This is a genomic window from Mumia spirodelae (assembly GCF_050632745.1).
In the GTDB taxonomy this organism is placed as follows: domain Bacteria; phylum Actinomycetota; class Actinomycetes; order Propionibacteriales; family Nocardioidaceae; genus Mumia.
On record NZ_JBODSD010000002.1, the window covers coordinates 109,687 to 132,395 of the forward strand.

The window sequence follows — 22,709 nt, forward strand, 5'->3', positions numbered from 1 at the left end:
CTACAGCCAGCCGGACCGCTTGAACAGCCGCCACAGCACGGTGACGGAGCCGACCATGAGCAGGAGCGCCATCGGGTAGCCGAGCGCCCAGTGGAGCTCCGGCATGTCGTCGAAGTTCATCCCGTACACGCCGGCGACGAGGGTGGGCGCGGCGAACATGGCGGCGTACGCGGCGAGCTTGCGCATGTCGTCGTTCTGCTGGACGGAGATCTGCGTGGCCCGCGCCGCCATCACGTTGTCGAGCAGCCCGTCGAGGACGTCGAGGGTGCCCCGGGCGTGCACCAGGTGGTCGGCGATGTCGCGGAAGTAGGGAAGGAGACCCTCGGGGACCGACCACTTCGCGCGTCCGCCCAGCAGGTCCTGGAGCGGGGCGTGGATGGGGACGACGGCCTTCCGGAACTCCAGGAGCTCCCTCTTGAGCGGGTAGACGCGGGCGGTCGACGCCGGCGGCTCCTGGGAGAAGACGGCGGTCTCCACCTCCTCGACGTCCTCGGTGAGCTCCTCGGCGATCACCTGGTACTCGTCGACGACCGCGTCGACGACGTGGTACGCCGCCGACACCGAGCCGTACTTCACGAGGTCCGGCTGCTTGTCCGCCCGGTCGCGGATCTGGTCGAGCTGGGGCCACGACCCGTGGCGCACCGTGATCGCGTAGTGCGCGCCGATGAACATGGCGACCTCGCTCATCAGGACCTCGTTGGAGACCTTGTCGTACTCGAGCGAGCGCAGCACCAGGAAGGCGGAGTCCTTGTAGACGTCGATCTTCGGTCGCTGGTGCGCCGTGACGGCGTCCTCGACCGCGAGCGGGTGGAGGCCGAACACGGTCTCCAGCTCACGGAACTCCTCGTACGTGGGGTCCTGGAGCAGCACCCACACGAAGTCGGCGGGGCCGGTGAGCGTGGCGGCGACCTCGGCCAGCCCGTCGAACGAGCTGCTCGAGTGCACGGCCTTCTCGTCGCGGTAGGCGGCGCAGTCCAGGATCACCTCATCATTCTGGCCCGTCGGGCGGCAGCAGGCCGACTACGCTCGAGGCGTGCCGACCCTGATCCTCGTCCGACACGGACGGACCGCCGCCAACGCCGACGGTGTCCTCGCCGGGCGCACCCGGGGCGTCAGCCTCGACGACGTCGGCCGCGAGCAGGCTCGCGCGACGGCGCAGCGCCTGTCGGTCGTCCCGCTCGCGGTGGTCGTGAGCAGCCCGCTGATGCGGACCATGCAGACCGCCCGGGAGATCGCCGACGCGCAGAAGGGCGACGTCCCCGTGCGCAGGGAGCCCGGGATCGTGGAGTGCGGGTACGGCCGCTGGACCGGCAAGAAGATCGCCGACCTCGCCCGGGAGCCGTTGTGGGCGACCGTCCAGCAGCAGCCGAGCGCGGTGGTCTTCCCCGGCGGCGAAGGCCTCGCCGACGTGTCGGCGCGCGCGATCGAGGCCGTCCGGCGCATCGACCGTCGCGTCGAGCGCCGTCACGGCCCGCGCGCGGTGTGGGCCGCTGCCAGCCACGGCGACGTCATCAAGGCCGTGCTCGCCGACGCCCTCGGCCTGCACCTGGACCAGTTCCAGCGCATCGTGGTGTCGCCCGGCTCGGTCAGCGTGGTCACGTACGGGACGCACCGGCCGACCGTCCGGCACGTCAACGACCTGGGCTCCGACCTGAGCCACCTCGTCCCCGAGCCGGAGGGTGACCGTCCCACCGGCGACGCGCCCGTCGGCGGAGGTGCGTGACCGATGGCCGCGACCCGGGGCAGGAGTCGCCGCCTCCGAGGGGTCTGTCTAGGCTCGGTGCCATGCTGATCCACCGGTTCGAACGCCCGAGGCGCTTCGTCGCGGGGACGGTCGGCGCGCCCGGGGAGCGGACGTTCTTCCTGCAGGCCAGCGACGGGTCCCGCGTGACGTCGGTGGCCCTGGAGAAGGAGCAGGTCCGGGTGCTCGCCGAGCGCCTCGAGGCCCTCCTCGTGGAGGTCGGCGGCGGCACCGCGTCGACGCCGGCTCCGGGGCGGTCGGTGGACCTGGACCCGCTCGACCAGCCGATCGAGGAGGAGTTCCGGGTCGGCGCGATGACCCTCGCGTGGGAGCCCGACGTCGGTGAGGTCGTCGTGGAGGCGTTCGCCGCGACCGACGACGAGGACACCGAGGCGAGCGACGTGCTGGTGGTGACGCTGCGTCCGGAGGTCGCGCTCGAGTTCGCCGAGCGGGCCAAGAGCGTCGTGGCGGCCGGGCGCCCCACGTGCCCGTTCTGCGGCGGCGTGGTCGAGCCCGAGGGACACCTGTGCCCTCGTGCCAACGGGTTCCGCCGGGTCGCACGTGACTGAAGGCGCGGCCCGCGAGGTCGGCGACGGGGTCGACCGCGAGGCGACGCTGCGGACGCTCACCGACGGGACGCTGGAGGTGACCGGCCGTCTCGTCGAGGCGTCCAACGGCACGTTCTTCGGCCGGGTGACCCGCGACGACCACGTCCTGGAGTGCGTCTACAAGCCGGTACGCGGCGAGCGCCCGCTGTGGGACTTCCCCGACGGGACCCTGGCGGCCCGGGAGCGAGCGTCGTACCTCGTCTCCGAGGCCGCGGGCTGGCACGTCGTCCCTCCCACCGTGCTGCGCGAGGGGCCCTTCGGATTCGGTATGGCTCAGGTGTGGATCGACGTCGACGTGGACGCCCCTCAGGTCGCGGTCGTCCCGGCGGGGCAGGCGCCGGACGGGTGGTTCGCCGTCGTGGAGGCTGTCGACGTCGAGGACCGCCCGGTGGTCCTGCTGCACCGCGACTCGCCCGAGCTCCGGGCGCTGGCGCTCTTCGACGCGGTGGTGAACAACGCCGACCGCAAGGGCGGCCACCTGCTCCCGACAGGCGGCGCGGTGCTGGGGTGCGACCACGGGCTCACGTTCCACGAGGAGGTCAAGCTCCGCACGGTGCTGTGGGGCTGGGCCGACGCGGCGCTCGAGCCGGGGGAGCGGCGGACGCTCGAGCGCTTGCAGGGCCGTCTCGCCGCAGGTCCGCTCCACGACGCGCTCGCCGAGCTCCTCACCCGCCGTGAGCGCGCCGCGCTGAGCGAGCGGGTCGCGGAGCTGCTCGTGTCGGGGCGGATGCCGGATCCGGGCGACCGCTGGCCCACGATCCCGTGGCCACCGCTGTAGGCGACGCCTTATACCCTCGTGACATGCGCGCCTGGACGTCCCCCGAAGTCCCCGACCTCTCCGAGCTCGGCCTCGGCCGAGGCTCCGCCGTCCAGGTCTTCGACACCGCCAGCGGGGCGCTCGCGACCGTCGATCCCGAGGAGCGGGCGCGCCTCTACGTCTGCGGCATCACCCCGTACGACGCGACCCACCTCGGGCACGCCGCGACGTACCTGACCTTCGACCTCCTCCAGCGCGCGTGGCGCGACCGCGGCCTCGAGGTGGTCTACACGCAGAACATCACCGACGTCGACGACCCGCTGCTGGAGCGCGCGACCGCCACCGGCGTGGCGTGGACGGACCTGGCCGAGCGCGAGATCCAGCTGTTCCGCGAGGACATGGCGGCGCTCCGGATCCTCGCGCCCGACCACTACGTCGGAGCCGTCGAGTCGATCGACCTCGCGATCGCCCTGGTCGAGCGGCTGCGCGACCGCGGCGTGACGTACGAGGTGGACGGCGACGTCTACTTCTCCGTCGACGCAGACCCCGACTTCGGAGGCGTGTCCGGGTACGACCGCGAGACGATGCTCCGGCTCTTCGCCGAGCGCGGCGGCGATCCCGACCGCGAGGGCAAGCGCGACCCGCTGGACTGTCTGCTGTGGCAGGCCGAGCGCCCCGGCGAGCCGTCCTGGGACAGCCCTTTCGGACCTGGGCGACCCGGCTGGCACGTCGAGTGCGCCTCGATCGCGCTCGAGACGCTCGGCCACGACTTCGACGTCCAGGGCGGCGGCACCGACCTCGTCTTCCCGCACCACGAGATGTCGGCCGCCGAGGCGCAGGTCGCCACCGAGACGCGGTTCGCACGAACCTACGTGCACCAGGCGATGGTGGCCTTCGAGGGCGAGAAGATGTCGAAGTCCCTCGGCAACCTGGTGCTAGTCTCCCGGCTGCGGGCCGACGGCCACGACCCGTCGGCGATCCGCCTCGCGCTGCTCGCGCACCACTACCGCACGCCGTGGGAGTGGGCCGACGACGAGATCGTCGACGCCCAGAAGCGCCTCGCGCGCTGGCGTGACGCCTTCGCGGCCGGCGGGTCCGAGGCTGCCCCGGTCGTGGACGCGATCCGCGCGGCGCTCGCCCACGACCTCGACACGCCTCGGGCGGTCGCGGCCGTCGACGCCTGGGTCGACGCCGCGCTGGCCGGCGGGGGAGCGGGCGACCACGACCCCGCGTCCGGCCGGGTCGTCGGCGCCGCGGTCGACGCCCTGCTCGGCGTCGCCTGAGCCACCTTCTGCGGCCAGGAGCCGCCATCACTCTCTCCTCGACCTCCACCGGCGTCATAGAGTGAAGGGGTGAGCGAGCAGAGCGATTTCCCCGCGGTCGTCGACCCCTGGATGGTCGTCGCCTTCGAGGGCTGGAACGACGCCGCGGAAGCCGCGACGGAAGCCGTGGACCACCTGATCGAGTGGTGGGACGCGGAGCTCGTCGCCGAGCTCGATCCGGACGACTACTACGACTACCAGGTCAACCGGCCCTACATCGGCCGCGACGACGACGGCGAGCGGTCCATCTCGTGGCCCACGACGCGGGTCTTCGTCGCGCGTCCCGTGGGCTCGGACCGCGACGTCCTCCTCGTCCGAGGCCTCGAGCCGAACATGCGCTGGCTCCCGTTCTGCGACGAGCTGCTCATGCTCGCCGACCGGTTCTCGGTCCGCGGCGTCGTCACGCTCGGCGCGCTCCTGGCCGACACGCCGCACACCCGCCCGATCCCCGTCACCGGCTCCACGAGCGACGCCGACCTCGCCGCGCGCCTGCACGTCGAGGAGTCCCAGTACGAGGGCCCGACCGGCATCAACGGGGTCTTCACCGTCGCGAGCAGCGAGTCCGGTCTGCCGACCGTGTCGCTGTGGGCGGCCGTGCCGCACTACGTCGCACAGGCGCCGAGCCCGAAGGCGACCCTCGCCCTTCTCGGCTACCTCGAGGACATCCTCGAGATCAGCCTGCCGCTGGGCGACCTCCGCGACCTCGCTCGTGCGTGGGAGCGAGGCGTGGAGGAGCTGGCGAGCTCGGACTCCGAGATCGCGGCCTACGTCGAGTCGCTCGAGGAGGCACGCGACACCTCCGAGCTCCCCGAGGCGTCCGGCGACGCGATCGCGCGCGAGTTCGAGCGCTACCTGAAGCGTCGCTCGCGCGACACCGATACGTAACCCTCGCTCGCGTAGACTCGACCTCGGCCGATCGCGGGTGGCACCCGCTCCCTCCTGACACGAAGCGAGCCGATGAGCCTGTCCGACTGCGCCACCCGCACCGCACTGCCCGACGCGGTCCTCTGGGACCTCGACGGCACGATCGTCGACACCGAGCCGGTCTGGCTCGCGGCGGAGTTCGCGCTCGCTGGTCGATTCGGCGCAACCTGGTCGGAGCAGGACGGCCTCGACCTCGTCGGGAGCGACCTGCTGGAGGCCGGACGGGAGATCACCCGCCGGATGGGCCTCCCGATCATGGCCGAGGACGTCGTGGACGCCCTCGTCGGCACGGTCGCCGAGCACATGCGCAGCGGCGACCTCGCGTGGCGTCCGGGAGCGCGCGAGATGATCGCCGCGCTCGCCGAGGCAGGGGTCCCGCAGGCACTGGTCACCATGTCGTACTCCGCGATCGCCGAGCCGATGATCGCGCGGCTGGGCGACAACCCCTTCGGTGCGGTCGTCACCGGGGACACCGTCACCAACGGCAAGCCGCACCCCGAGCCGTACCTCTCCGCCGCGGCGGCGCTGGGCGTCGCTCCCGAGCGCTGCGTCGCGATCGAGGACTCCAACACCGGCACGCGGTCGGCGTCGGCTGCGGGCTGCCACGTCCTCGTCGTGCCCAACCTCGTCGCGGTGGACGCCGGCGAGCGCCGGACCCAGGTCGACTCGCTCGCGGGACTCGATCCGTGCGACCTGGGCGCGCTGCTGCTGCCCCTCCAGGACGGCCTGGTCCCGTGACCGTCGCGACCGTCGTCACCGCGCTGGGCGCCCTCGGCGCCGGCGTGATGGCGGGGGTCTACGTGGCGTTCTCCGTGATGGTGATGCCGTCGCTCGACCGGCGCCCGCCGCACGAGGCCGTGGCGTTCATGCAGGAGACCAACCGGTGGGCCGTGCGCCCGGGGTTCCAGGTGTGGTTCTCCGGTACGGCGGTGGTGGCCGTCGCGCTGGTCGTCCTCGCGTTCGCCGCTGAGGACGTCGAGCGCGGGTGGCTGCTCGCCGGCTCCTTCGCGTACCTGCTCACGATCGTGCTGACGGGCGCCTTCCACATCCCGCGCAACAACGCGATCGACGCGGTGGACGCGTCCGACGCCGAGGCCTCACGCGTCGCCTGGGTGGGATACTCCCGGCCCTGGACCCTGGGCAACCACGTCCGAGCCGTCCTCTCCGGCATCGCCCTCCTCGCGTACGCCACCGCGCTCGCCGCCTGACCGACCCGCGTCCATCTCGCGCCACTCCGGCCGCAGGCTGGTCAGCGTGGTCGTGAGGAAGTAGGCCACGCCGCTGACGAGCAGCACCGGGGACAGTCCCACGGCCGTGACCACGACCCCGGCCGCGAGACCCCCGATCGGCATCCCGGCCCATGCGACCGCGTCGGTGAGCGCACCGACCCGCCCGTACAGGCGACGCGGGACCCGCTCGAAGAAGACGGCGCTCAGGATCGGGTTGAGGAAGCCCGACCCCAGCCCGCCGATGGCGAAGACCGTCAGCAGGACCGGGAGGGGCGGGTCGGCGAGCAGGACGAGGAACCGTGGCGCCCCGGCCACGAGGAACCCGAGGAAGAACACCGGCCGCCGGCGCATCCGGTGGGCGAACGCCGAGGCGAGCAGGCTCCCGACCACGGCCATCGCGCTCGTCAGGGTGAGGACGAGGCCGAGCGTGCCCGCGCCTGCGCCCGACTCGTGCGCCCAGACGGGGAGCAGGACTGCGACGAACGCGATGTCGAGCAGGTTCGTGATGCCGACCATGACGACGATCGCGACGAGGAGCGGATCGCGGCGCAGGAACGAGAAGCCCTCCCCGAGCCGGTGGAGGTAGGGGAGCGGCGCGGCCTCGCCTTCGCCGCCGTCCGCGCTGTCCTCGGAGCTGTGCTCGTGGTCCGGTCCGCCCATCCCGCGCGGCAGACTCAGGCCGACCAGCGCGGAGCCGAGGACGAAGCACGCTGCCGTCAGCCCGACGCCGGAGACCGGACCGACCCACGCGATCAGCGCCCCGCCGACCGCGGGCCCGACGGTCGAGGCGAGCCGCTCGATGGTGCCGGAGAGCCCGGTCGCCCGGACGAGAGGCACCTTCGCCCGGTCGGCCGCCTCCGGGATCATGATCTCCTTCGCCAGGTCGCCCGGTCCCCGTGCCGCTCCGACCACGGCGACGAGCACGAGGAAGACCTCCAGCGAGAGCGCGTCCAGCAGGTGGAGCAGCGGGATCGCGGCCGCCGCGGCGGCGCTGACGAGGTCGGTGGTCCACGACACGAGGCGCCCGCCGACACGGTCGACCCACGGACCGGTCAGTGCCTTGACCACCACGTACGGCGTGAGCTCGCAGAACGCCACGAGACCCGTCTTGGTCGCGCTGCCGGTGGTGACCAGCACGAACCACGGGAAGGCGATCGCCGAGACGCGTGTGCCGGTGAGCGCGACGGCCATCGCGAGGAGGAGCCCGGCGAGCGGGGCGCGAGTGCGCCGGGTGGCTGCGGACGTCACGACTCCTCCGCCACGGCGCTGTCGGGCTGGGGGAGGATCTGGAGGACCACGCTCACGCGGTCGGCGTCCTCGGGCGCGCGGTTCTCGGGGACGTCGTAGCGGAACTCGCGCACGACGGCGTGCAGACGGACTGCGAGGGTCTTGGCCTCGTCGGGGGTCAGCCTTAGCAGGTAGTCGCTCATGTCCATCGCGTCGCGCCACTCGGGCGCCATGGTCGTGCGCTCGTTGACGGTCTGCTGGAGGAGCAGCGTGTAGCTCGCCGCAATCGAGCGGAGGTACTCGTCGACGGCGTCGGCGTCAGCGGGGTCGAGGTCCTCGCCGCGCAGCTCCGTGACCCGGTGAGCGGCTCGCCACCAGCGGTCGCGGGCGTTGCCCCGCGTGGCGTCGTCGGTGACGAGTCCGGCCTTCTCGAGCTGGCGCAGGTGGTACGACGCGGAGCCCGAGCTCATGCCGAGCCGCTCGCCGAGCTGCGTCGCGGTCGCAGGGCCGTACCGGCGCAGCGAGCCGAGCAGGGACACCCTCAGCGGGTGCGCCAGCGCCTTGAGGGAGGAGGCGTCGAGGACGACACGACTCTGATCCGTGGACATGAGGCGAGCGTAAGACTGCAAAGGGAATTTTGCAAAGAGTCTTTTGCAATCCGCGCCGGGTCACCGTCTGGCGTCGCCGGGTCAGCGTCTGGCGCCCGCCGCACGGACGCGCTCGCGCCGACCGGAGAGTGACCCGGAACTCCCAGAAGGTGACCCGGCGTCAGTCGGCGGCGGTCGGGCTCTCGGCGGGGGAGAGCACCGCGGGCTCGAGCGGCAGCGTCTCCCGCTCGGGCAGCGGCGGGATGACGCCGCCCCACTCGGGGCACCGCGCCTTGTGGTCGCACCAGGCGCAGAGCGCGCTCTTGTGCGGCCGCCACTCGCCCGTGGTGGACGCACGCTCGATCGCCGACCAGAGCGCACGGAGCTTGCGCTCGGTCGCGAGGAGGTCCTGCTCGTCGGGGGAGTAGCGGAGGATCTCCTCGTTGCCGAGGTACATCAGCTGCAGCAGCGTCGGGATCGTGCCGGTCGTGCGCCACATGACCAGGGCGTAGAACTTCATCTGGAACATCGCCTTGGCCTCGAACACCTCGCGCGGCGCCCGCCCCGTCTTGTAGTCGACGACGCGCACCTCGCCGGTCGGCGCGACGTCCACGCGGTCGACGTAGCCGCGCAGCAGCAGACCGCCGTCGATCACGGTCTCGACGTACTTCTCGCGCTCGGCCGGCTCCAGCCGACGGGGGTCCTCGAGCACGAAGTAGGACCCGAGCAGGTCGCCCGCGCTGCCGAGCCACTCGGCGAGGGCAGCACCGTCGTCGAACAGACCCGCCACGTCGGGCTGGGCCTCCTGCAGCCGTGCCCACGCGGGACCGACCATCGAGCGCGCGCGCTCGAGCGTCCGCTCAGCGGCCGGGGCGTCGAACAGGTCCTCCAGCACCGCGTGCACGAGGGTGCCCCGGACCGCCTCCGGCGACGGCTCCTCGGGGATGCGGTCGACCACGCGGAAGCGGTAGAGCAACGGGCACGTCATGAAGTCCGACGCGCGGCTGGGGGAGAGGGAGCCGATCACGTCGACACCGTCCACCAGCGTGCGCTCCACGGTCTCCGTCCTCATGTCGGTCAGCCTAGGTCAGGCGACCGACAATCCCGGTGTGCCACGACCCGATACGGTGGACGACGTGAACGCGTCGTCCACACCCCCCTCACGCACCCGCCCTCCGGGCACGCTGCGCCTCGGCGAGATCGGGGGGATCGACGTGCTCGTGCGCTCCTCGTGGCTGCTTGTCGCGGTCCTCATCGCGTTCGTCCTCCAGCCGACCATCGAGATCATCGCGCCAGGCCTCGGGGCCCTCACCTTCGTGGCCGGGCTCGCCTTCGCGGTGCTGCTCTACCTCTCCGTGCTGCTGCACGAGATCTCCCACGCGCTGGTCGCCAAGGGATTCGGGTACGACGTGCGTTCCGTGACCCTCAACTTCCTCGGCGGCGTCACCGAGATCGAGGGCGAGCCGGACACGCCGGGACGGGAGTTCTGGATCGCGGTCGTCGGCCCCCTCACCTCGCTCGCGGTCGGAGCCGCGTCCTGGGGCGCGGCGCTGCTCGTCCCCGACTCGGGTCTCCTCCTCTTCGCGTTCCGCGCGCTCGCGCTCGCCAACCTGGTCGTCGGTGTCCTGAACCTGCTTCCTGGCCTCCCGCTCGACGGCGGTCGCGTCTTCCGTGCGGCCGTCTGGAAGGCCACCGGCAACCCGTACGCCGGCTCGGTCGCCGCCGGGTACGGCGGGCGCGTCGTCGCGCTCCTGGCGCTGGCGTTCCCGTTCGTGGGTGGAGAGCTCTTCGGCTTCGACATCACGATCCTGGACTACCTGATCGCGTTCGTCGTCGCGATGTTCCTCTGGACCGGGGCCTCCCAGGCGCTGGTCGCCGCTCGGATCCGGCGCGGCCTGCCGGGGCTCACCGCGCGGGGGCTCGCCCGCCGCGCGCTCGACGTACCCCGTGACACCCCGTTGAACCAGGCGATCGACCAGGCCCGGCAGGCGGGCGCCGGCTCCATCGTCGTCCACGGCGCGACAGGCGCGATCGACGGCATCGTCGACGAGCGCGCGGTGCTCGCGACGCCCGAGGAACGACGCCCCTGGGTCAGCGTCGGAGCGCTGGCGCGTACGCTCTCCCCGGGCCTCACGCTGCCCGTCGATCTCGCCGGCGAGGCGCTGATCCGGGCGATGCAGAGGACTCCGTCCAGCGATTACCTCGTCGTCGACGGCGACCGCTTGTACGGCGTCCTCGTGATGACGGACGTCGACACGGCGTTCGCGGAGCGGGTCCGTCCAGGTGGCAGGCAGGGCGACGCAGGAAGGCAGACGCATGGATGAGCGCCTCTCGGGGGTGCACCGCGGGCCGATGGCGGCCGGCGAGTGGGTTCGGCTCACCGACGCCAAGGGGCGACGGCACAACATCCGGCTGGAGGACGGCAAAAAGTTCTTCACGAAGTTCGGCGAGATCGCGCACGACGCGCTGATCGGCCAGCCCGAGGGCATCGTGGTCGAGTCCTCGCTCGGCGGCCAGTACCTGGTCTTCCGCCCGCTCATGCACGAGTACACGACGTCCATGCCGCGCGGCGCGGCGGTGATCTATCCCAAGGACGCCACGCAGATCGTCACCTTCGCCGACATCTTCCCCGGGGCCCGCGTCCTCGAGGCCGGTGCCGGGTCCGGCGCGCTGACGACGTTCCTGCTGCGGGCGGTCGGCGAGAGCGGTCTGGTCTCGTCGTACGAGCAGCGGGAGGACTTCGCCGAGATCGCGACCCGCAACGTGGAGCAGTTCTTCGGCGGCCCGCACCCTGCCTGGAGGCTGACCGTGGGCGAGCTGGGGGAGAGCGTCGTCGACACCGACGTCGACCGGATGATCCTCGACATGGTCGACCCGTGGGAGTACGTCGCGCTCGCGGGCCAGGTCCTCGTTCCCGGCGGCATCCTGTGCTGCTACGTCGCGACCACGACGCAGATGTCGCGGGTCGTGGAGACGCTGCGCGCGCACGGCGAGTTCGCGGAGCCGGCGGCGTGGGAGACGATGCAGCGCGGGTGGCACCTCGAAGGCCTGGCGGTGCGGCCGCAGCACTCGATGAACGGCCACACCGCCTTCCTCGTGACCTCGCGCCGGATGGCGCACGGGCAGCGCGCGCTGGCCAAGAAGCGGCGACCGGCCCCCGGCGCGTACGGCCCGGACTACAGCGGACCCCGCCCCGCCGACCTCCCGGAGTGACGTCCACCCGGCAGCGCCCGCACGGTCGCGCGGCCGAGCCACGGCCGTACGACGTGAGGTAAATCACACCCGTCGTATCTCATTCTGATAACCCGGCTCGGACGCGAGCGGTTCGTCACCGGGGGCGGGTAGTGTCGTCGTACGAGGAGCCAGCACGCCGCGCACACGGGTCGACCCCGGCGGTGAACGGGGCACACGGTGTGGCGGCCTTCGCGGGAGGTACGACATGAGCGAGTCCGACCACACCGACCGGCGTCCGCCTGCGACCGAGCAGACCGTGCACCAGCAGCAGGCAGAGATCGACTACCTGCGCGCGGAGGTCGAGCACCTCCGCCGGCGCCTCGCGACCGGCCGCCCCGACAGCGCGGTCGACGCTCGCCTTGCCGAGACCGAGGCTCGCCTCGCCGCCGTGACCGCCCAGAACGCGCGCCTCGGAGACACGCTGCGAGAGGCGCGCGACCAGATCCTGTCCCTCAAGGAGGAGGTCGACCGGCTGGCGCAGCCCCCGACGGGGTTCGGCACGTTCATCCAGCACAACGAGGACGACACGGTCGACGTGTTCACCGGCGGCCGCAAGCTGCGGGTCAACGTGAGCCCGTCGGTCGAGGTCGAGGACCTGCGGCGCGGTCAGGAGGTCATCCTCAACGAGGCGCTCAACGTCGTCGCCGCGCTCGACTTCGAGACCGTCGGCGAGGTCGTCATGCTCAAGGAGCTGCTCGCCGACGGGGAGCGCGCGCTCGTCATCGGCAACGCTGACGAGGAGCGCATCGCCCGCATCGCCGACTCGCTGCAGGACACGCGGCTGCGCGCCGGCGACTCTCTGCTGCTCGACTCCCGGGCGGGCTACGTCTACGAGCGGGTGCCCAAGTCGGAGGTCGAGGAGCTGGTGCTGGAGGAGGTGCCGGACATCGACTACTCGAGCATCGGCGGGCTCCACAGCCAGATCGAGTCGATCCGCGACGCGGTCGAGCTGCCGTACCTCTACCCGGAGATCTTCGTCGAGCACGAGCTCAAGCCACCGAAGGGCGTCCTGCTGTACGGTCCGCCGGGTTGCGGCAAGACGCTGATCGCGAAGGCGGTCGCGAGCTCGCTGGCCAAGAAGGTCTCGGCCAAGACGGGCGAGGAGGGGCGCTCCTACTTCCTCAACATCAAGGGCCCCGAGCTGCTCAACAAGTACGTCGGCGAGACCGAGCGGCACATCCGCCTGGTGTTCCAGCGCGCGCGTGAGAAGGCGTCCGAGGGCACCCCGGTCATCGTGTTCTTCGACGAGATGGACTCGCTGTTCCGCACCCGTGGGTCGGGCGTCTCCTCCGACGTGGAGAACACGATCGTGCCGCAGCTGCTGAGCGAGATCGACGGTGTGGAGGGCCTCGAGAACGTCCTCGTCATCGGTGCCTCCAACCGCGAGGACATGATCGACCCCGCGATCCTGCGCCCGGGACGCCTCGACGTGAAGATCAAGATCGAGCGCCCCGACGCCGAGTCGGCGCGCGACATCTTCTCCAAGTACCTCACCCGGACCCTGCCGCTCCACGAGGACGACCTCGCCGAGTTCGCGGGGGACAAGGACGCGTGCGTGGCGGCGATGATCCAGCGCACCACCGAGCGGATGTACGCGGAGTCGGAGGAGAACCGCTTCCTGGAGGTCACCTACGCCAACGGTGACAAGGAGGTCCTCTACTTCAAGGACTTCAACTCCGGCGCGATGATCCAGAACATCGTCGACCGCGCCAAGAAGATGGCGATCAAGGACTTCCTCGAGCTGCACCAGAAGGGGCTGCGCGTCCAGCACCTGCTGCAGGCGTGCCTCGACGAGTTCAAGGAGAACGAGGACCTGCCCAACACGACCAACCCCGACGACTGGGCGCGGATCTCGGGCAAGAAGGGCGAGCGGATCGTCTTCATCCGCACGCTCATCTCCGGCAAGCAGGGCAGCGAGCCGGGTCGGTCCATCGACACCGTCGCCAACACCGGGCAGTACCTCTGAGAGGGGCGTGCGCCGCGGTCACGGACAATGGTTCCGTGACCGCGCGTACGACCGTCCCGCTCCACATCCGCGCCGTCGGCTACGACCACGCCGACGCCGTGACGCTGATCGCCGAGGTGCAGGCCGAGTACGTCCGCCGCTACGGCAGCCCGGACGAGGGTCCGACCGACGCCGCGCAGTTCCGTGCGCCCGGTGGCGTGTTCGCGGTGGCGTACGACGTCGACGGCACGCCGGTCGCCACGGGCGGGTGGCGGCTGCTGGGTGACGGCCGGGCCGAGGTCAAGCGGATGTACGTCCGTGAGTCCGCCCGCGGTCGGGGCTACGCGCGACGGGTGCTGGCGTGGCTGGAGGCGACAGCCGCGGAGGCGGGCGCAGCCGAGGTGATCCTGGAGACCGGCCGTCTCCAGCCGGAGGCGATCGCGCTCTACCGCTCGGCGGGCTACGCCGACGTCGAGCCGTTCGGCTACTACGCCCAGGATCCGCTGTCGGTCTACCTCGGGAAGGCCCTCGCCTGAGACGCGCTGACCGTCCCGTTCACATGCTGGACGGAGGGTTGATGACCGCCGTCGGCCGACGGCGGTGGACTAGGCTCGAGGCTGGCGTTCGCCATCTCCTCACCCATTCGGAAGGGCACGCGTTGTGAGCAGCCACCACCGTCCGGACGCGACCGACGAGCTGACCGAGGCGCTGCGGTCGCGCATCCTCGTGCTCGACGGGGCGATGGGCACGGCGATCCAGCGCGACCGTCCTGACGAGGCCGGCTACCGCGGTGAGCGGTTCAAGGACTGGCCGTCGGACGTGCAGGGCAACAACGACCTGCTGTCACTCACGCAGCCGCAGATCATCACCGGCATCCACCGTGAGTACCTCGCCGCGGGCGCCGACATCATCGAGACCAACACCTTCAACGCCAACGCGATCTCGCTTCGCGACTACGGCATGGAGGACCTCGCGTACGAGCTCAACCACGCGTCCGCGGCCCTCGCACGAGCCGCCGCCGACGAGGTCGCCGAAGCCACCGGCCGCCCGCGCTACGTCGCGGGAGCCCTCGGGCCGACCTCGCGAACGGCGTCGATCTCGCCCGACGTCAACGATCCCGGTGCCCGCAACGTCACGTACGACGAGCTGGTCGAGGCGTACGCCACCGCGACCCGCGGCCTGCTCGACGGCGGGGCCGACATCGTCGTCATCGAGACGATCTTCGACACGCTCAACGCCAAGGCGGCCATCTTCGCCGTCGAGACGGTGTTCGCCGAGCACGGCCGCAGGTGGCCGGTCATCATCTCCGGCACCATCACCGACGCCTCGGGCCGCACGTTGTCGGGTCAGGTCACGGAGGCGTTCTGGCACTCGGTCCGCCACGCGCAGCCGTTGCTGGTCGGCCTCAACTGTGCGCTCGGCGCCAAGGAGATGCGTCCCTACATCGCGGAGATCGCGCGGATCGCGGACACCTTCGTCAGCTGCTACCCCAACGCGGGTCTGCCCAACGCCTTCGGCGAGTACGACGAGGCGCCCGACGAGACCGCGGCGATCCTCGGGGAGTTCGCCGACGCCGGCTTCGTCAACCTCGTGGGCGGGTGCTGCGGGACCACACCGGCGCACATCGAGGCGATCGCCGCCAGGGTCGCCGACACGGCGCCGCGGGTGCCTCCGACGACGACCCCCGCGCTGCGGCTGGCCGGTCTCGAGCCGGTCACCGTCGTCGAGGACACGCTGTTCGTCAACGTCGGCGAGCGCACCAACATCACCGGGTCGGCCCGCTTCCGCAACCTCATCAAGGCCGGCGACTACACGACGGCCCTCAACGTCGCGCGCCAGCAGGTCGAGAACGGCGCGCAGGTCATCGACGTCAACATGGACGAGGGGATGATCGACGGCGTCGAGGCGATGGTGCGGTTCCTCAACCTGATCGCCTCCGAGCCGGACATCTGCCGCGTCCCCGTCATGGTCGACTCCTCGAAGTGGGAGGTCATCGAGGCCGGGCTCAAGTGCGTCCAGGGCAAGCCGATCGTCAACTCGATCTCGATGAAGGAGGGCGTCGAGGCGTTCGTCGAGCACGCGCGGCTGTGCCGCCGCTACGGTGCCGCGATCGTGGTGATGGCCTTCGACGAGGACGGTCAGGCCGACACCCTCCAGCGGCGCAAGGAGATCTGCGAGCGCGCCTACCGGATCCTGGTGGACGAGGTGGGGTTCCCCGCCGAGGACATCATCTTCGACCCCAACGTCTTCGCGGTCGCGACCGGCATCGAGGAGCACGCCGCGTACGGGGTCGACTTCATCGAGGCCACCCGCTGGATCAAGCAGAACCTCCCGCACGCCCTGGTCTCGGGCGGCGTCTCCAACGTGTCGTTCTCGTTCCGCGGCAACAATCCTGTCCGCGAGGCGATCCACGCGGTGTTCCTCTACCACGCGATCGCCGCCGGCATGGACATGGGCATCGTGAACGCCGGCGCTCTCGAGGTCTACGCGGAGGTGCCTGAGCTGCTGCGCGAGCGCATCGAGGACGTCGTGCTCAACCGGAGGCCGGACGCGACCGAGCGGCTGCTGGAGATCGCCGGCGACTTCGCCGGTGACGGCGCGGCGAAGGAGGTCGCCAACGAGGAGTGGCGTTCGCTCCCGGTCGACGAGCGGATCACGCACGCGCTCGTGAAGGGCATCGACGAGTACGCCGAGTCCGACACCGAGGAGCTGCGGCAGCAGATCGCCGACCGTGGCGGTCGCCCGATCGAGGTCATCGAAGGCCCCCTCATGGCCGGCATGAACGTCGTCGGCGACCTGTTCGGCGAGGGCAAGATGTTCTTGCCGCAGGTCGTGAAGTCGGCTCGGGTGATGAAGAAGGCCGTCGCCTACCTCATCCCGTTCATCGAGGCCGAGAAGCAGCCCGGCGACGCCGAGCGCAGCAACGGCAAGGTCGTCATGGCGACGGTCAAGGGCGACGTGCACGACATCGGCAAGAACATCGTGGGTGTGGTCCTGCAGTGCAACAACTACGACGTCGTCGACCTTGGCGTCATGGTGCCTGCGCAGAAGATCCTCGACACCGCCAAGGCCGAGAACGCTGACGTCATCGGCCTGTCCGGCCTCATCACGCCGTCGCTCGACGAGATGGTCAACCTCGCCTCGGAGATGGAGCGCCAGGGGTTCGACATCCCGCTGCTCATCGGCGGTGCGACGACGTCGCGGGCCCACACGGCGGTCAAGGTCGACCAGAAGTACCACGGCCCGGTCCTCTGGGTGAAGGACGCCTCCCGCTCGGTCCCGGTCGTCGCGGCCCTGCTGTCGGACGAACAGCGTCCGCAGCTGCTTGCCGACACCGATGCCGACTACGCCTCGCTGCGCGAACGCCACGCCGCCCGGCAGAGCACGCGGGCGCTGCTCACGCTGGAGGGCGCCCGCGCCCAGGCCACGCCGATCGACTGGAGCGACTACCGCCCGCCGCGGCCGCACATGCTGCTGCAGCAGGCGCGCGACGTCTGCAGCGGTCCGGGCTGCGACCACCGCCACGAAGGGCACATCCAGTTCGTCCGGACGCTCACCGACTACTCGCTCGAGGAGCTGCGCGACTACATCGACTGGCAGCCGTTCTTCAACGCGTGGGAGATGCGCGGCAGGTTCCCCGACATCCTCCACAACCCGTCGACGGGTGAGGCGGCGCGCAAGCTGTACGACGATGCGCAGGCGATGCTCGACCGGATCATCGACGAGAAGTGGATCCGCGCCAACGGCGTGTTCGGTCTCTTCCCGGCGAGCCAGGTGCCCGGCGACGACATCGAGGTCTACACCGCCGAGACGCGCACCGAGGTCCTGACCACCCTGCACGCGCTGCGCCAGCAGGGCGAGGGGCGCGAGGGCTCGGCACGCAAGTCGCTCGCGGACTACGTCGCACCCAAGGACACCGGGCTCCGCGACTACGTGGGAGCTTTCGCGGTCACGGCAGGCCTGGGTGCGGCCGAGAAGATCGCCGAGTTCAAGAAGGACCTCGACGACTACAGCGCGATCCTGCTCGAGTCGCTCGCAGACCGGCTGGCCGAGGCGTTCGCGGAGCGACTCCACGAGCGGGTCCGCAAGGAGTTCTGGGGCTACGCCCCCGACGAGGCGCTGACCAACGACGACCTGATCAAGGAGAGCTACTCCGGCATCCGCCCGGCCCCGGGTTACCCGGCGTGCCCGGAGCACACCGAGAAGCAGACGATCTGGGAGCTCCTCGACGTCGAGCGCAGCACGGGGATCGAGCTGACCGACAGCATGGCGATGTGGCCGGGCGCGGCGGTCAGCGGCCTCTACTTCTCGCACCCGGACTCGCGCTACTTCGTCCTGGGACGGATCGGGCGCGACCAGGTCGAGGACTACGCCAAGCGCAAGGGCTGGACGGTGGCAGAGGCGGAGAGGTGGCTCTCGCCCAACCTGGGCTACCGCACCGAGGACGACTGACCCGTACGCCGGCCGCCCCGAGCGCGCGTCAGCGCGCGCGGGCGCGCAACCACGGCCCGACCAGCGCGTACGAGTCGGGCACGAGCGGCCATGCCGGGTCGTCGAGACGGCGTACGACGTCCTCGAGCGGCATCCAGCCGCCCCACGCGACCTCCTCGGGCTGCCACCGGATCGGGCCGTCCCACCCGTCGACGAGGTAGCCGAACGCCTGGTACGAGGTGTGCTCGTCGTCGTACCGTCCGGTGAAGATCGGCTCCAGCGCGACCCCGGTGATCCCGAGCTCCTCGGCGACCTCACGGACGGCCCCGTCGTACGGCGCCTCGCCCGCGAGCAGGACGCCGCCGGCGCACACGTCGTACATCCCGGGGAAGACGTCCTTGGTGTCGGTGCGGCGGTGCACGTAGACCTGCCCCGCAGGATCGAGCACGACGACCGCCGTCGCGGCGTGGTGCAGGTTCTCGCGCCGGACCCGTGACCGGGGCGCCGATCCGCAGGGACGCCCGCCGTCGTCGTACAGCGCCACGATCTCGTCCACGGGGCCATCATGACAGCGCGGTTTCCGGGGGAGCGCGGCAGCCGCGGCTAGGCTGGCGGCATGACGGTGCGACGGGTGATGGGGTCCGAGGTCGAGTACGGCATCTCGGTCAAGGGGCAGCCCACGGCCAACCAGATGGTGGCCTCGACCCAGGTCGTGAACGCGTACGCGAGCGCTCACGGACTGACCCGACGCGCCCGGTGGGACTTCGAGGAGGAGAATCCGCTCCGTGACGCCCGCGGCTTCGACCTCAGCCGTGACCGCGCCGACCCGACGCAGCTGACCGACGAGGACCTCGGTCTCGCCAACGTCATCCTCACCAACGGCGCCCGGCTCTACGTCGACCACGCGCACCCGGAGTACTCCACGCCCGAGTGCACCAACCCGCGCGACGTCGTGCTGTGGGAGAAGGCCGGCGAGCTGGTCATGCAGCGCGGCGCCGACCTCGCCTCGCAGCTCCCCGGGTCGCCGGGGCTCCTGCTCTACAAGAACAACGTCGACAACAAGGGCGCCTCGTACGGGGCCCACGAGAACTACCTGATGCGCCGCGACGTGCCGTTCGGCGCGATCGTCGAGCACCTCACGCCGTTCTTCGTCTCCCGCCAGGTCGTCTGCGGCGCCGGACGGGTGGGGCGCCAGCAGGACGGCTCCGAGAGCGGCTTCCAGATCAGCCAGCGCGCCGACTACTTCGAGGTCGGCGTCGGTCTCGAGACGACGCTGAAGCGCCCGATCATCAACACCCGCGACGAGCCGCACGCCGACCCGTCCAAGTACCGCCGCCTGCATGTCATCATCGGCGACGCCAACATGTCGGAGATCGCCGCGTACCTCAAGCTCGGCACGACCGCGCTGGTGCTCGCGATGATCGAGGCTGGCTTCCTCAGGAGCGGGCTCGAGCTCGCACAACCCGTCAACGCGCTGCACGCGATCTCCCACGACGCCTCCCTGACCACGGCGGTCGAGCTCGCGGACGGCCGCACGATCACGGCGCTGGACCTGCAGTGGGCCTACCTCGAGAAGGCGAAGACGTTCGTCGAGCAGGGCCACGACGGCGAGGACCCGGCCGCCGGGCAGACCAAGGACGTCCTCGACCGCTGGGAGTCGGTGCTGACCCGGCTCGCGGAGGACGCGTTCCAGCTGCGTGATGAGCTCGACTGGGTGGCCAAGCTCGCGCTCCTGGAGTCCTACCGCGAGCGCGACGGGCTCGACTGGGACCACGCCAAGCTGCACCTCGTGGACCTCCAGTACGCCGACCTCCGCCCGGAGAAGGGGCTCTACCACCGTCTCGTCCGCTCGGGGCGGATGAAGCGGCTCCTCTCCGACACCGAGGTCGAGCGCGCTGTCACGCAGCCGCCGGACGACACGCGCGCCTACTTCCGCGGACAGTGCCTCACGCGCTATCCCGAGGCGGTGGCGGCAGCGTCGTGGGACTCGGTGATCTTCGACCTCCCCGGCCGCGACACGCTCCAGCGAATCCCGACCATGGAGCCGCTGCGAGGGACCCGCGAGCACGTCGGAGGGCTGTTCGAGGCCCACGACACCGCCCAGGGCCTGTTCGACGCGATCACGGGACGCTAGGGCGCTCCGGAGCGGTCGCGGGGACCGCCAGCTCGACGGCGAGACGAGGCGTCGACGCCGCGCGGGCCACCACCGCGAGCGCGTCGCCGTCCAGGGAGCGGAGAAGGGGATCCGGCCAGAACCGCACCGTGGTCCCCGTGCTCCCGTCGTCCTGGATCGGCTCGAGACCGGTCACGGGCACCCCGTGCTCGTACCCCTGCCGCCACGAGCCGTTCGTCCGACGGTTCGTGTGGACGAGGCGCGTGCTCAGCGCGGCGACCACCGACATCCCGCGCCGGGGGTGGCCGTCGCCGAGGAGCGGGGGAGCGGGCGCGTCGAAGAACCGCAGGTCGCGCGTGGCCATCACCGGCTTCTTGACGACCTCGCCCGCCAGGTCCGTACGGGTGTCGGTGCCCCGGCCGTCGTCGGCCACCTCGACCGACCCGTCGGCATAGACCGTGACCGCGGCTCGTCCAGCGCCACGCGCCTCCGCCTCGTCGGCGGCGTACGCGAGCACCTCGAGCACGAGGTGGAGGGTGCCGCCCGGTGCGTACGCGCTCGCCGACGCCCTGACCGCCTCCAGGTGGGAGACGTCGACCCCGCGGCGCCAGTCGTGCGTCGTGTTGCGCCAGCCGCCGTCAGGCTCGTCCATGGGCCCAGTCTTTCACTGGGCGCCAGGGCTTCCGGCACCGTCGGTCGGCTGCACCGTCGGGCCCTGCGTTCGCCGCCCGCGAAGTCGCACGCGCTCGGTCACCGCTGCGGTATAGGGTCGAGTCCACGGCACGCACAGCCGACTCGAGGAGGTTTGCGATGGCACGCGACGGTGGGCAGCAGCACAAGACCACACGCAAGAGCACCGAGGACGAGGAAGACGTCCAGGTCGAGCCCTCGGAGGACGTCGCCGAGCGCAAGGAGAAGCTCGACGACGACATCGACTCGATCCTCGACGAGATCGACGACGTGCTCGAGGAGAACGCCGAGGAGTTCGTGCGCAGCTTCGTGCAGAAGGGTGGGCAGTGATGCTGCCTGAGGCGTTCCTCACGGCCGGTTCGTCCTCCTTCACCGAGTTCCTCGCACGACACCAGCCCGAGCTGCTCCCCGCGGCCCGGCTGGCGGACGCGTCCGTCGCCCACCAGGTGACCCACGCGACGACCATCGTGGCGGCGACCTTCCCCGGGGGCGTCGTCATGGCCGGCGACCGCCGCGCCACGATGGGCAACGTCATCGCCCAGCGCGACATCCAGAAGGTCTTCCCGGCCGACGAGTTCTCCGCGGTCGGCATCGCCGGCACCGCGGGCATCGCGGTCGAGATGACGCGCCTCTTCCAGCTCGAGCTCGAGCACTACGAGAAGATCGAGGGCACGCCGCTCTCGACCGACGGCAAGGCCAACCGCCTCGCGACGCTCATCCGCAACAACCTCGCGATGGCGATGCAGGGGCTCGCGGTCGTGCCGCTGTTCGCGGCGTACGACCTCGATGCCGGCGTCGGACGCATCTTCGTCTTCGACGTCACCGGCAACCGCAACGAGGAGCGCTCCTTCCACTCCGTCGGGTCGGGGTCGACCTTCGCCCGCGGCGCCCTCAAGAAGCTGTACTCCCCGGACCTCGACGAGACCGAGACGGTCACCGCGTGCATCCAGGCGCTGTACGACGCGGCCGACGACGACTCGGCGACCGGGGGCCCTGACCTGACGCGCCGCATCTTCCCGATGGTCGCCGTCATCACCGCCGACGGATACCGCGCGTACGACGACGACACCACCGCGGCCATCGCCGACCGCGTGATCGGTGGCCGCATGGTCCGTCCCGACGGGCCCTCGGCCCCGCTGGACTGACGCCCCGACCCACCGCCGTACGCCTGACCAGAGAGGACTCACGTGAGCGCAGGGTTCTACGTCTCGCCCGAGCAGCTGATGAAGGACCGCGCGGACTTCGCGCGGAAGGGGATCGCCCGCGGCCGCAGCGTCGTGGTCGTCCAGTACGCCGACGGCGTGCTCTTCGTCGCCGAGAACCAGTCCAACGCCCTGCACAAGATCAGCGAGATCTACGACCGCATCGGGTTCGCGGCGGTGGGGCGCTACAACGAGTTCGAGAACCTGCGCATCGCCGGCGTCCGGCTGGCCGACCTGCGGGGCTACTCCTACGACCGCAGCGACGTCACGGGCCGCGGTCTCGCCAACGCGTACGCGCAGACGCTCGGCACGATCTTCTCCTCCGGCGGCGAGAAGCCGTACGAGGTGGAGCTGTTCGTGGCCGAGGTCGGGGCAACGGCGGCGCAGGACCAGATCTATCGGCTGACGTACGACGGCTCCGTCGCCGACATCCAGGGGCACGCCGTCATGGGCGGGCAGGCGGAGTCGGCCGAGGGCTACCTCAAGGAGCAGTACTCCGAGGGCCTGGGTCTGGCCGCGGCGATCGGCCTGGCCGCCAGAGCGCTCGGGCACGACGACACGACGCCGCGCACGCTCGTCGCGGACAACCTCGAGGTGGCGGTGCTCGACCGGACCCGCAGCCAGCCGCGCAAGTTCAAGCGGCTGACCGACGCCCAGGTCGACGAGGCGCTCGCCGCCGGCTGACGACGTCGCCGCCCG

22 protein-coding genes are annotated in these 22,709 nt (G+C 71.2%); 16 read left to right on the forward strand and 6 right to left on the reverse strand.

From position 1 onward, the window contains the following. The gene (gene corA / locus ACQSSQ_RS10065) at positions 1 to 984 is read right to left on the reverse strand and encodes a magnesium/cobalt transporter CorA (RefSeq protein ID WP_431326940.1); all 984 of its coding nucleotides are present in this window, start codon (positions 982 to 984) and stop codon (positions 1 to 3) included. Between the two features lie 49 nt (positions 985 to 1,033). Here corA and ACQSSQ_RS10070 point away from each other — a divergent pair, with 49 nt between their 5' ends. From ACQSSQ_RS10070 to ACQSSQ_RS10100, 7 genes are all read left to right on the forward strand, one after another. Beyond that, positions 1,034 to 1,723, forward strand: coding sequence for an MSMEG_4193 family putative phosphomutase (locus ACQSSQ_RS10070; RefSeq protein ID WP_431326941.1), 690 nt, complete (start codon positions 1,034 to 1,036; stop codon positions 1,721 to 1,723). Between the two features lie 62 nt (positions 1,724 to 1,785). Further along, positions 1,786 to 2,310, forward strand: a complete 525-nt coding sequence (locus ACQSSQ_RS10075; protein WP_431326942.1) for a DUF3090 family protein — start codon at positions 1,786 to 1,788, stop codon at positions 2,308 to 2,310. Continuing rightward, on the forward strand, positions 2,303 to 3,127 hold the full coding sequence (locus ACQSSQ_RS10080) for an SCO1664 family protein (RefSeq protein WP_431326943.1): 825 nt from the start codon (positions 2,303 to 2,305) through the stop codon (positions 3,125 to 3,127). The genes ACQSSQ_RS10075 and ACQSSQ_RS10080 overlap by 8 nt, the downstream gene beginning before the upstream one ends. A 23-nt stretch (positions 3,128 to 3,150) precedes the next feature. Beyond that, positions 3,151 to 4,389: a cysteine--1-D-myo-inosityl 2-amino-2-deoxy-alpha-D-glucopyranoside ligase gene (gene mshC / locus ACQSSQ_RS10085; RefSeq protein ID WP_431326944.1), complete on the forward strand. Its 1,239-nt coding sequence runs from the start codon at positions 3,151 to 3,153 to the stop codon at positions 4,387 to 4,389. A gap of 69 nt (positions 4,390 to 4,458) precedes the next feature. Continuing rightward, positions 4,459 to 5,313, forward strand: a complete 855-nt coding sequence (locus ACQSSQ_RS10090) for a PAC2 family protein (protein WP_431326945.1) — start codon at positions 4,459 to 4,461, stop codon at positions 5,311 to 5,313. A gap of 72 nt (positions 5,314 to 5,385) precedes the next feature. After that, positions 5,386 to 6,090, forward strand: coding sequence for an HAD family hydrolase (locus ACQSSQ_RS10095; RefSeq protein ID WP_431326946.1), 705 nt, complete (start codon positions 5,386 to 5,388; stop codon positions 6,088 to 6,090). After that, positions 6,087 to 6,560, forward strand: coding sequence for an anthrone oxygenase family protein (locus ACQSSQ_RS10100; protein ID WP_431326947.1), 474 nt, complete (start codon positions 6,087 to 6,089; stop codon positions 6,558 to 6,560). The genes ACQSSQ_RS10095 and ACQSSQ_RS10100 overlap by 4 nt, the downstream gene beginning before the upstream one ends. Here the strand turns inward: ACQSSQ_RS10100 and ACQSSQ_RS10105 are convergent. The 3 genes from ACQSSQ_RS10105 to ACQSSQ_RS10115 all read right to left on the reverse strand — a co-directional run bounded on the left by ACQSSQ_RS10105 (position 6,450) and on the right by ACQSSQ_RS10115 (position 9,467). After that, entirely contained in the window at positions 6,450 to 7,829 is a 1,380-nt protein-coding gene (locus tag ACQSSQ_RS10105) for an MFS transporter (protein ID WP_431326948.1), read from the reverse strand. The two genes, ACQSSQ_RS10100 and ACQSSQ_RS10105, sit on opposite strands and share 111 nt — an antisense overlap. After that, positions 7,826 to 8,416: an ArsR/SmtB family transcription factor gene (locus tag ACQSSQ_RS10110; RefSeq protein WP_431326949.1), complete on the reverse strand. Its 591-nt coding sequence runs from the start codon at positions 8,414 to 8,416 to the stop codon at positions 7,826 to 7,828. Before ACQSSQ_RS10110 ends, ACQSSQ_RS10105 begins: the two co-directional genes overlap by 4 nt. Before the next feature lie 160 nt (positions 8,417 to 8,576). Continuing rightward, positions 8,577 to 9,467, reverse strand: coding sequence for a RecB family exonuclease (locus tag ACQSSQ_RS10115; protein WP_431326950.1), 891 nt, complete (start codon positions 9,465 to 9,467; stop codon positions 8,577 to 8,579). Positions 9,468 to 9,531: 64 nt separating this feature from the next. Between ACQSSQ_RS10115 and ACQSSQ_RS10120 the strand changes: the two genes are divergently transcribed. The 5 genes from ACQSSQ_RS10120 to metH all read left to right on the forward strand — a co-directional run bounded on the left by ACQSSQ_RS10120 (position 9,532) and on the right by metH (position 18,026). Continuing rightward, positions 9,532 to 10,719, forward strand: coding sequence for a M50 family metallopeptidase (locus ACQSSQ_RS10120; protein ID WP_431326951.1), 1,188 nt, complete (start codon positions 9,532 to 9,534; stop codon positions 10,717 to 10,719). Continuing rightward, entirely contained in the window at positions 10,712 to 11,608 is an 897-nt protein-coding gene (locus ACQSSQ_RS10125) for a tRNA (adenine-N1)-methyltransferase (RefSeq protein ID WP_431326952.1), read from the forward strand. Before ACQSSQ_RS10120 ends, ACQSSQ_RS10125 begins: the two co-directional genes overlap by 8 nt. Before the next feature lie 226 nt (positions 11,609 to 11,834). Next, positions 11,835 to 13,595 (forward strand): proteasome ATPase, encoded by a 1,761-nt coding sequence (arc, locus tag ACQSSQ_RS10130; protein ID WP_431326953.1) that lies wholly within the window; start codon positions 11,835 to 11,837, stop codon positions 13,593 to 13,595. Positions 13,596 to 13,630: 35 nt separating this feature from the next. Then, on the forward strand, positions 13,631 to 14,110 hold the full coding sequence (locus tag ACQSSQ_RS10135) for a GNAT family N-acetyltransferase (protein ID WP_431326954.1): 480 nt from the start codon (positions 13,631 to 13,633) through the stop codon (positions 14,108 to 14,110). 124 nt (positions 14,111 to 14,234) lie between these two features. Beyond that, complete coding sequence (metH, locus tag ACQSSQ_RS10140; protein WP_431326955.1) at positions 14,235 to 18,026, forward strand: methionine synthase; 3,792 nt, start codon at positions 14,235 to 14,237, stop codon at positions 18,024 to 18,026. A 28-nt stretch (positions 18,027 to 18,054) separates the two neighbouring features. Here metH and ACQSSQ_RS10145 read toward each other — a convergent pair whose 3' ends face one another. Further along, positions 18,055 to 18,561, reverse strand: a complete 507-nt coding sequence (locus tag ACQSSQ_RS10145; RefSeq protein ID WP_431326956.1) for an NUDIX hydrolase — start codon at positions 18,559 to 18,561, stop codon at positions 18,055 to 18,057. A 60-nt stretch (positions 18,562 to 18,621) separates the two neighbouring features. On the opposite strand from ACQSSQ_RS10145, the gene dop reads away from it, so the two are divergent. Then, positions 18,622 to 20,139, forward strand: a complete 1,518-nt coding sequence (gene dop / locus ACQSSQ_RS10150) for a depupylase/deamidase Dop (RefSeq protein WP_431326957.1) — start codon at positions 18,622 to 18,624, stop codon at positions 20,137 to 20,139. On the opposite strand, the gene ACQSSQ_RS10155 is transcribed toward dop, so the two are convergent. Further along, complete coding sequence (locus ACQSSQ_RS10155) at positions 20,126 to 20,770, reverse strand: hypothetical protein (protein ID WP_431326958.1); 645 nt, start codon at positions 20,768 to 20,770, stop codon at positions 20,126 to 20,128. The genes dop and ACQSSQ_RS10155 overlap by 14 nt on opposite strands. Positions 20,771 to 20,928: 158 nt before the next feature. Between ACQSSQ_RS10155 and ACQSSQ_RS10160 the strand changes: the two genes are divergently transcribed. Genes ACQSSQ_RS10160 through prcA form a run of 3 tightly spaced genes read left to right on the forward strand, consistent with a single transcriptional unit; the run spans position 20,929 to position 22,694 of the window. Then, the gene (locus tag ACQSSQ_RS10160; RefSeq protein ID WP_431326959.1) at positions 20,929 to 21,138 is read left to right on the forward strand and encodes a ubiquitin-like protein Pup; all 210 of its coding nucleotides are present in this window, start codon (positions 20,929 to 20,931) and stop codon (positions 21,136 to 21,138) included. Next, positions 21,138 to 21,953: a proteasome subunit beta gene (gene prcB, locus ACQSSQ_RS10165; protein ID WP_431326960.1), complete on the forward strand. Its 816-nt coding sequence runs from the start codon at positions 21,138 to 21,140 to the stop codon at positions 21,951 to 21,953. Before ACQSSQ_RS10160 ends, prcB begins: the two co-directional genes overlap by 1 nt. A gap of 42 nt (positions 21,954 to 21,995) precedes the next feature. After that, positions 21,996 to 22,694, forward strand: a complete 699-nt coding sequence (gene prcA / locus ACQSSQ_RS10170) for a proteasome subunit alpha (RefSeq protein ID WP_431326961.1) — start codon at positions 21,996 to 21,998, stop codon at positions 22,692 to 22,694. The last annotated feature ends 15 nt before the right edge of the window (positions 22,695 to 22,709 follow it).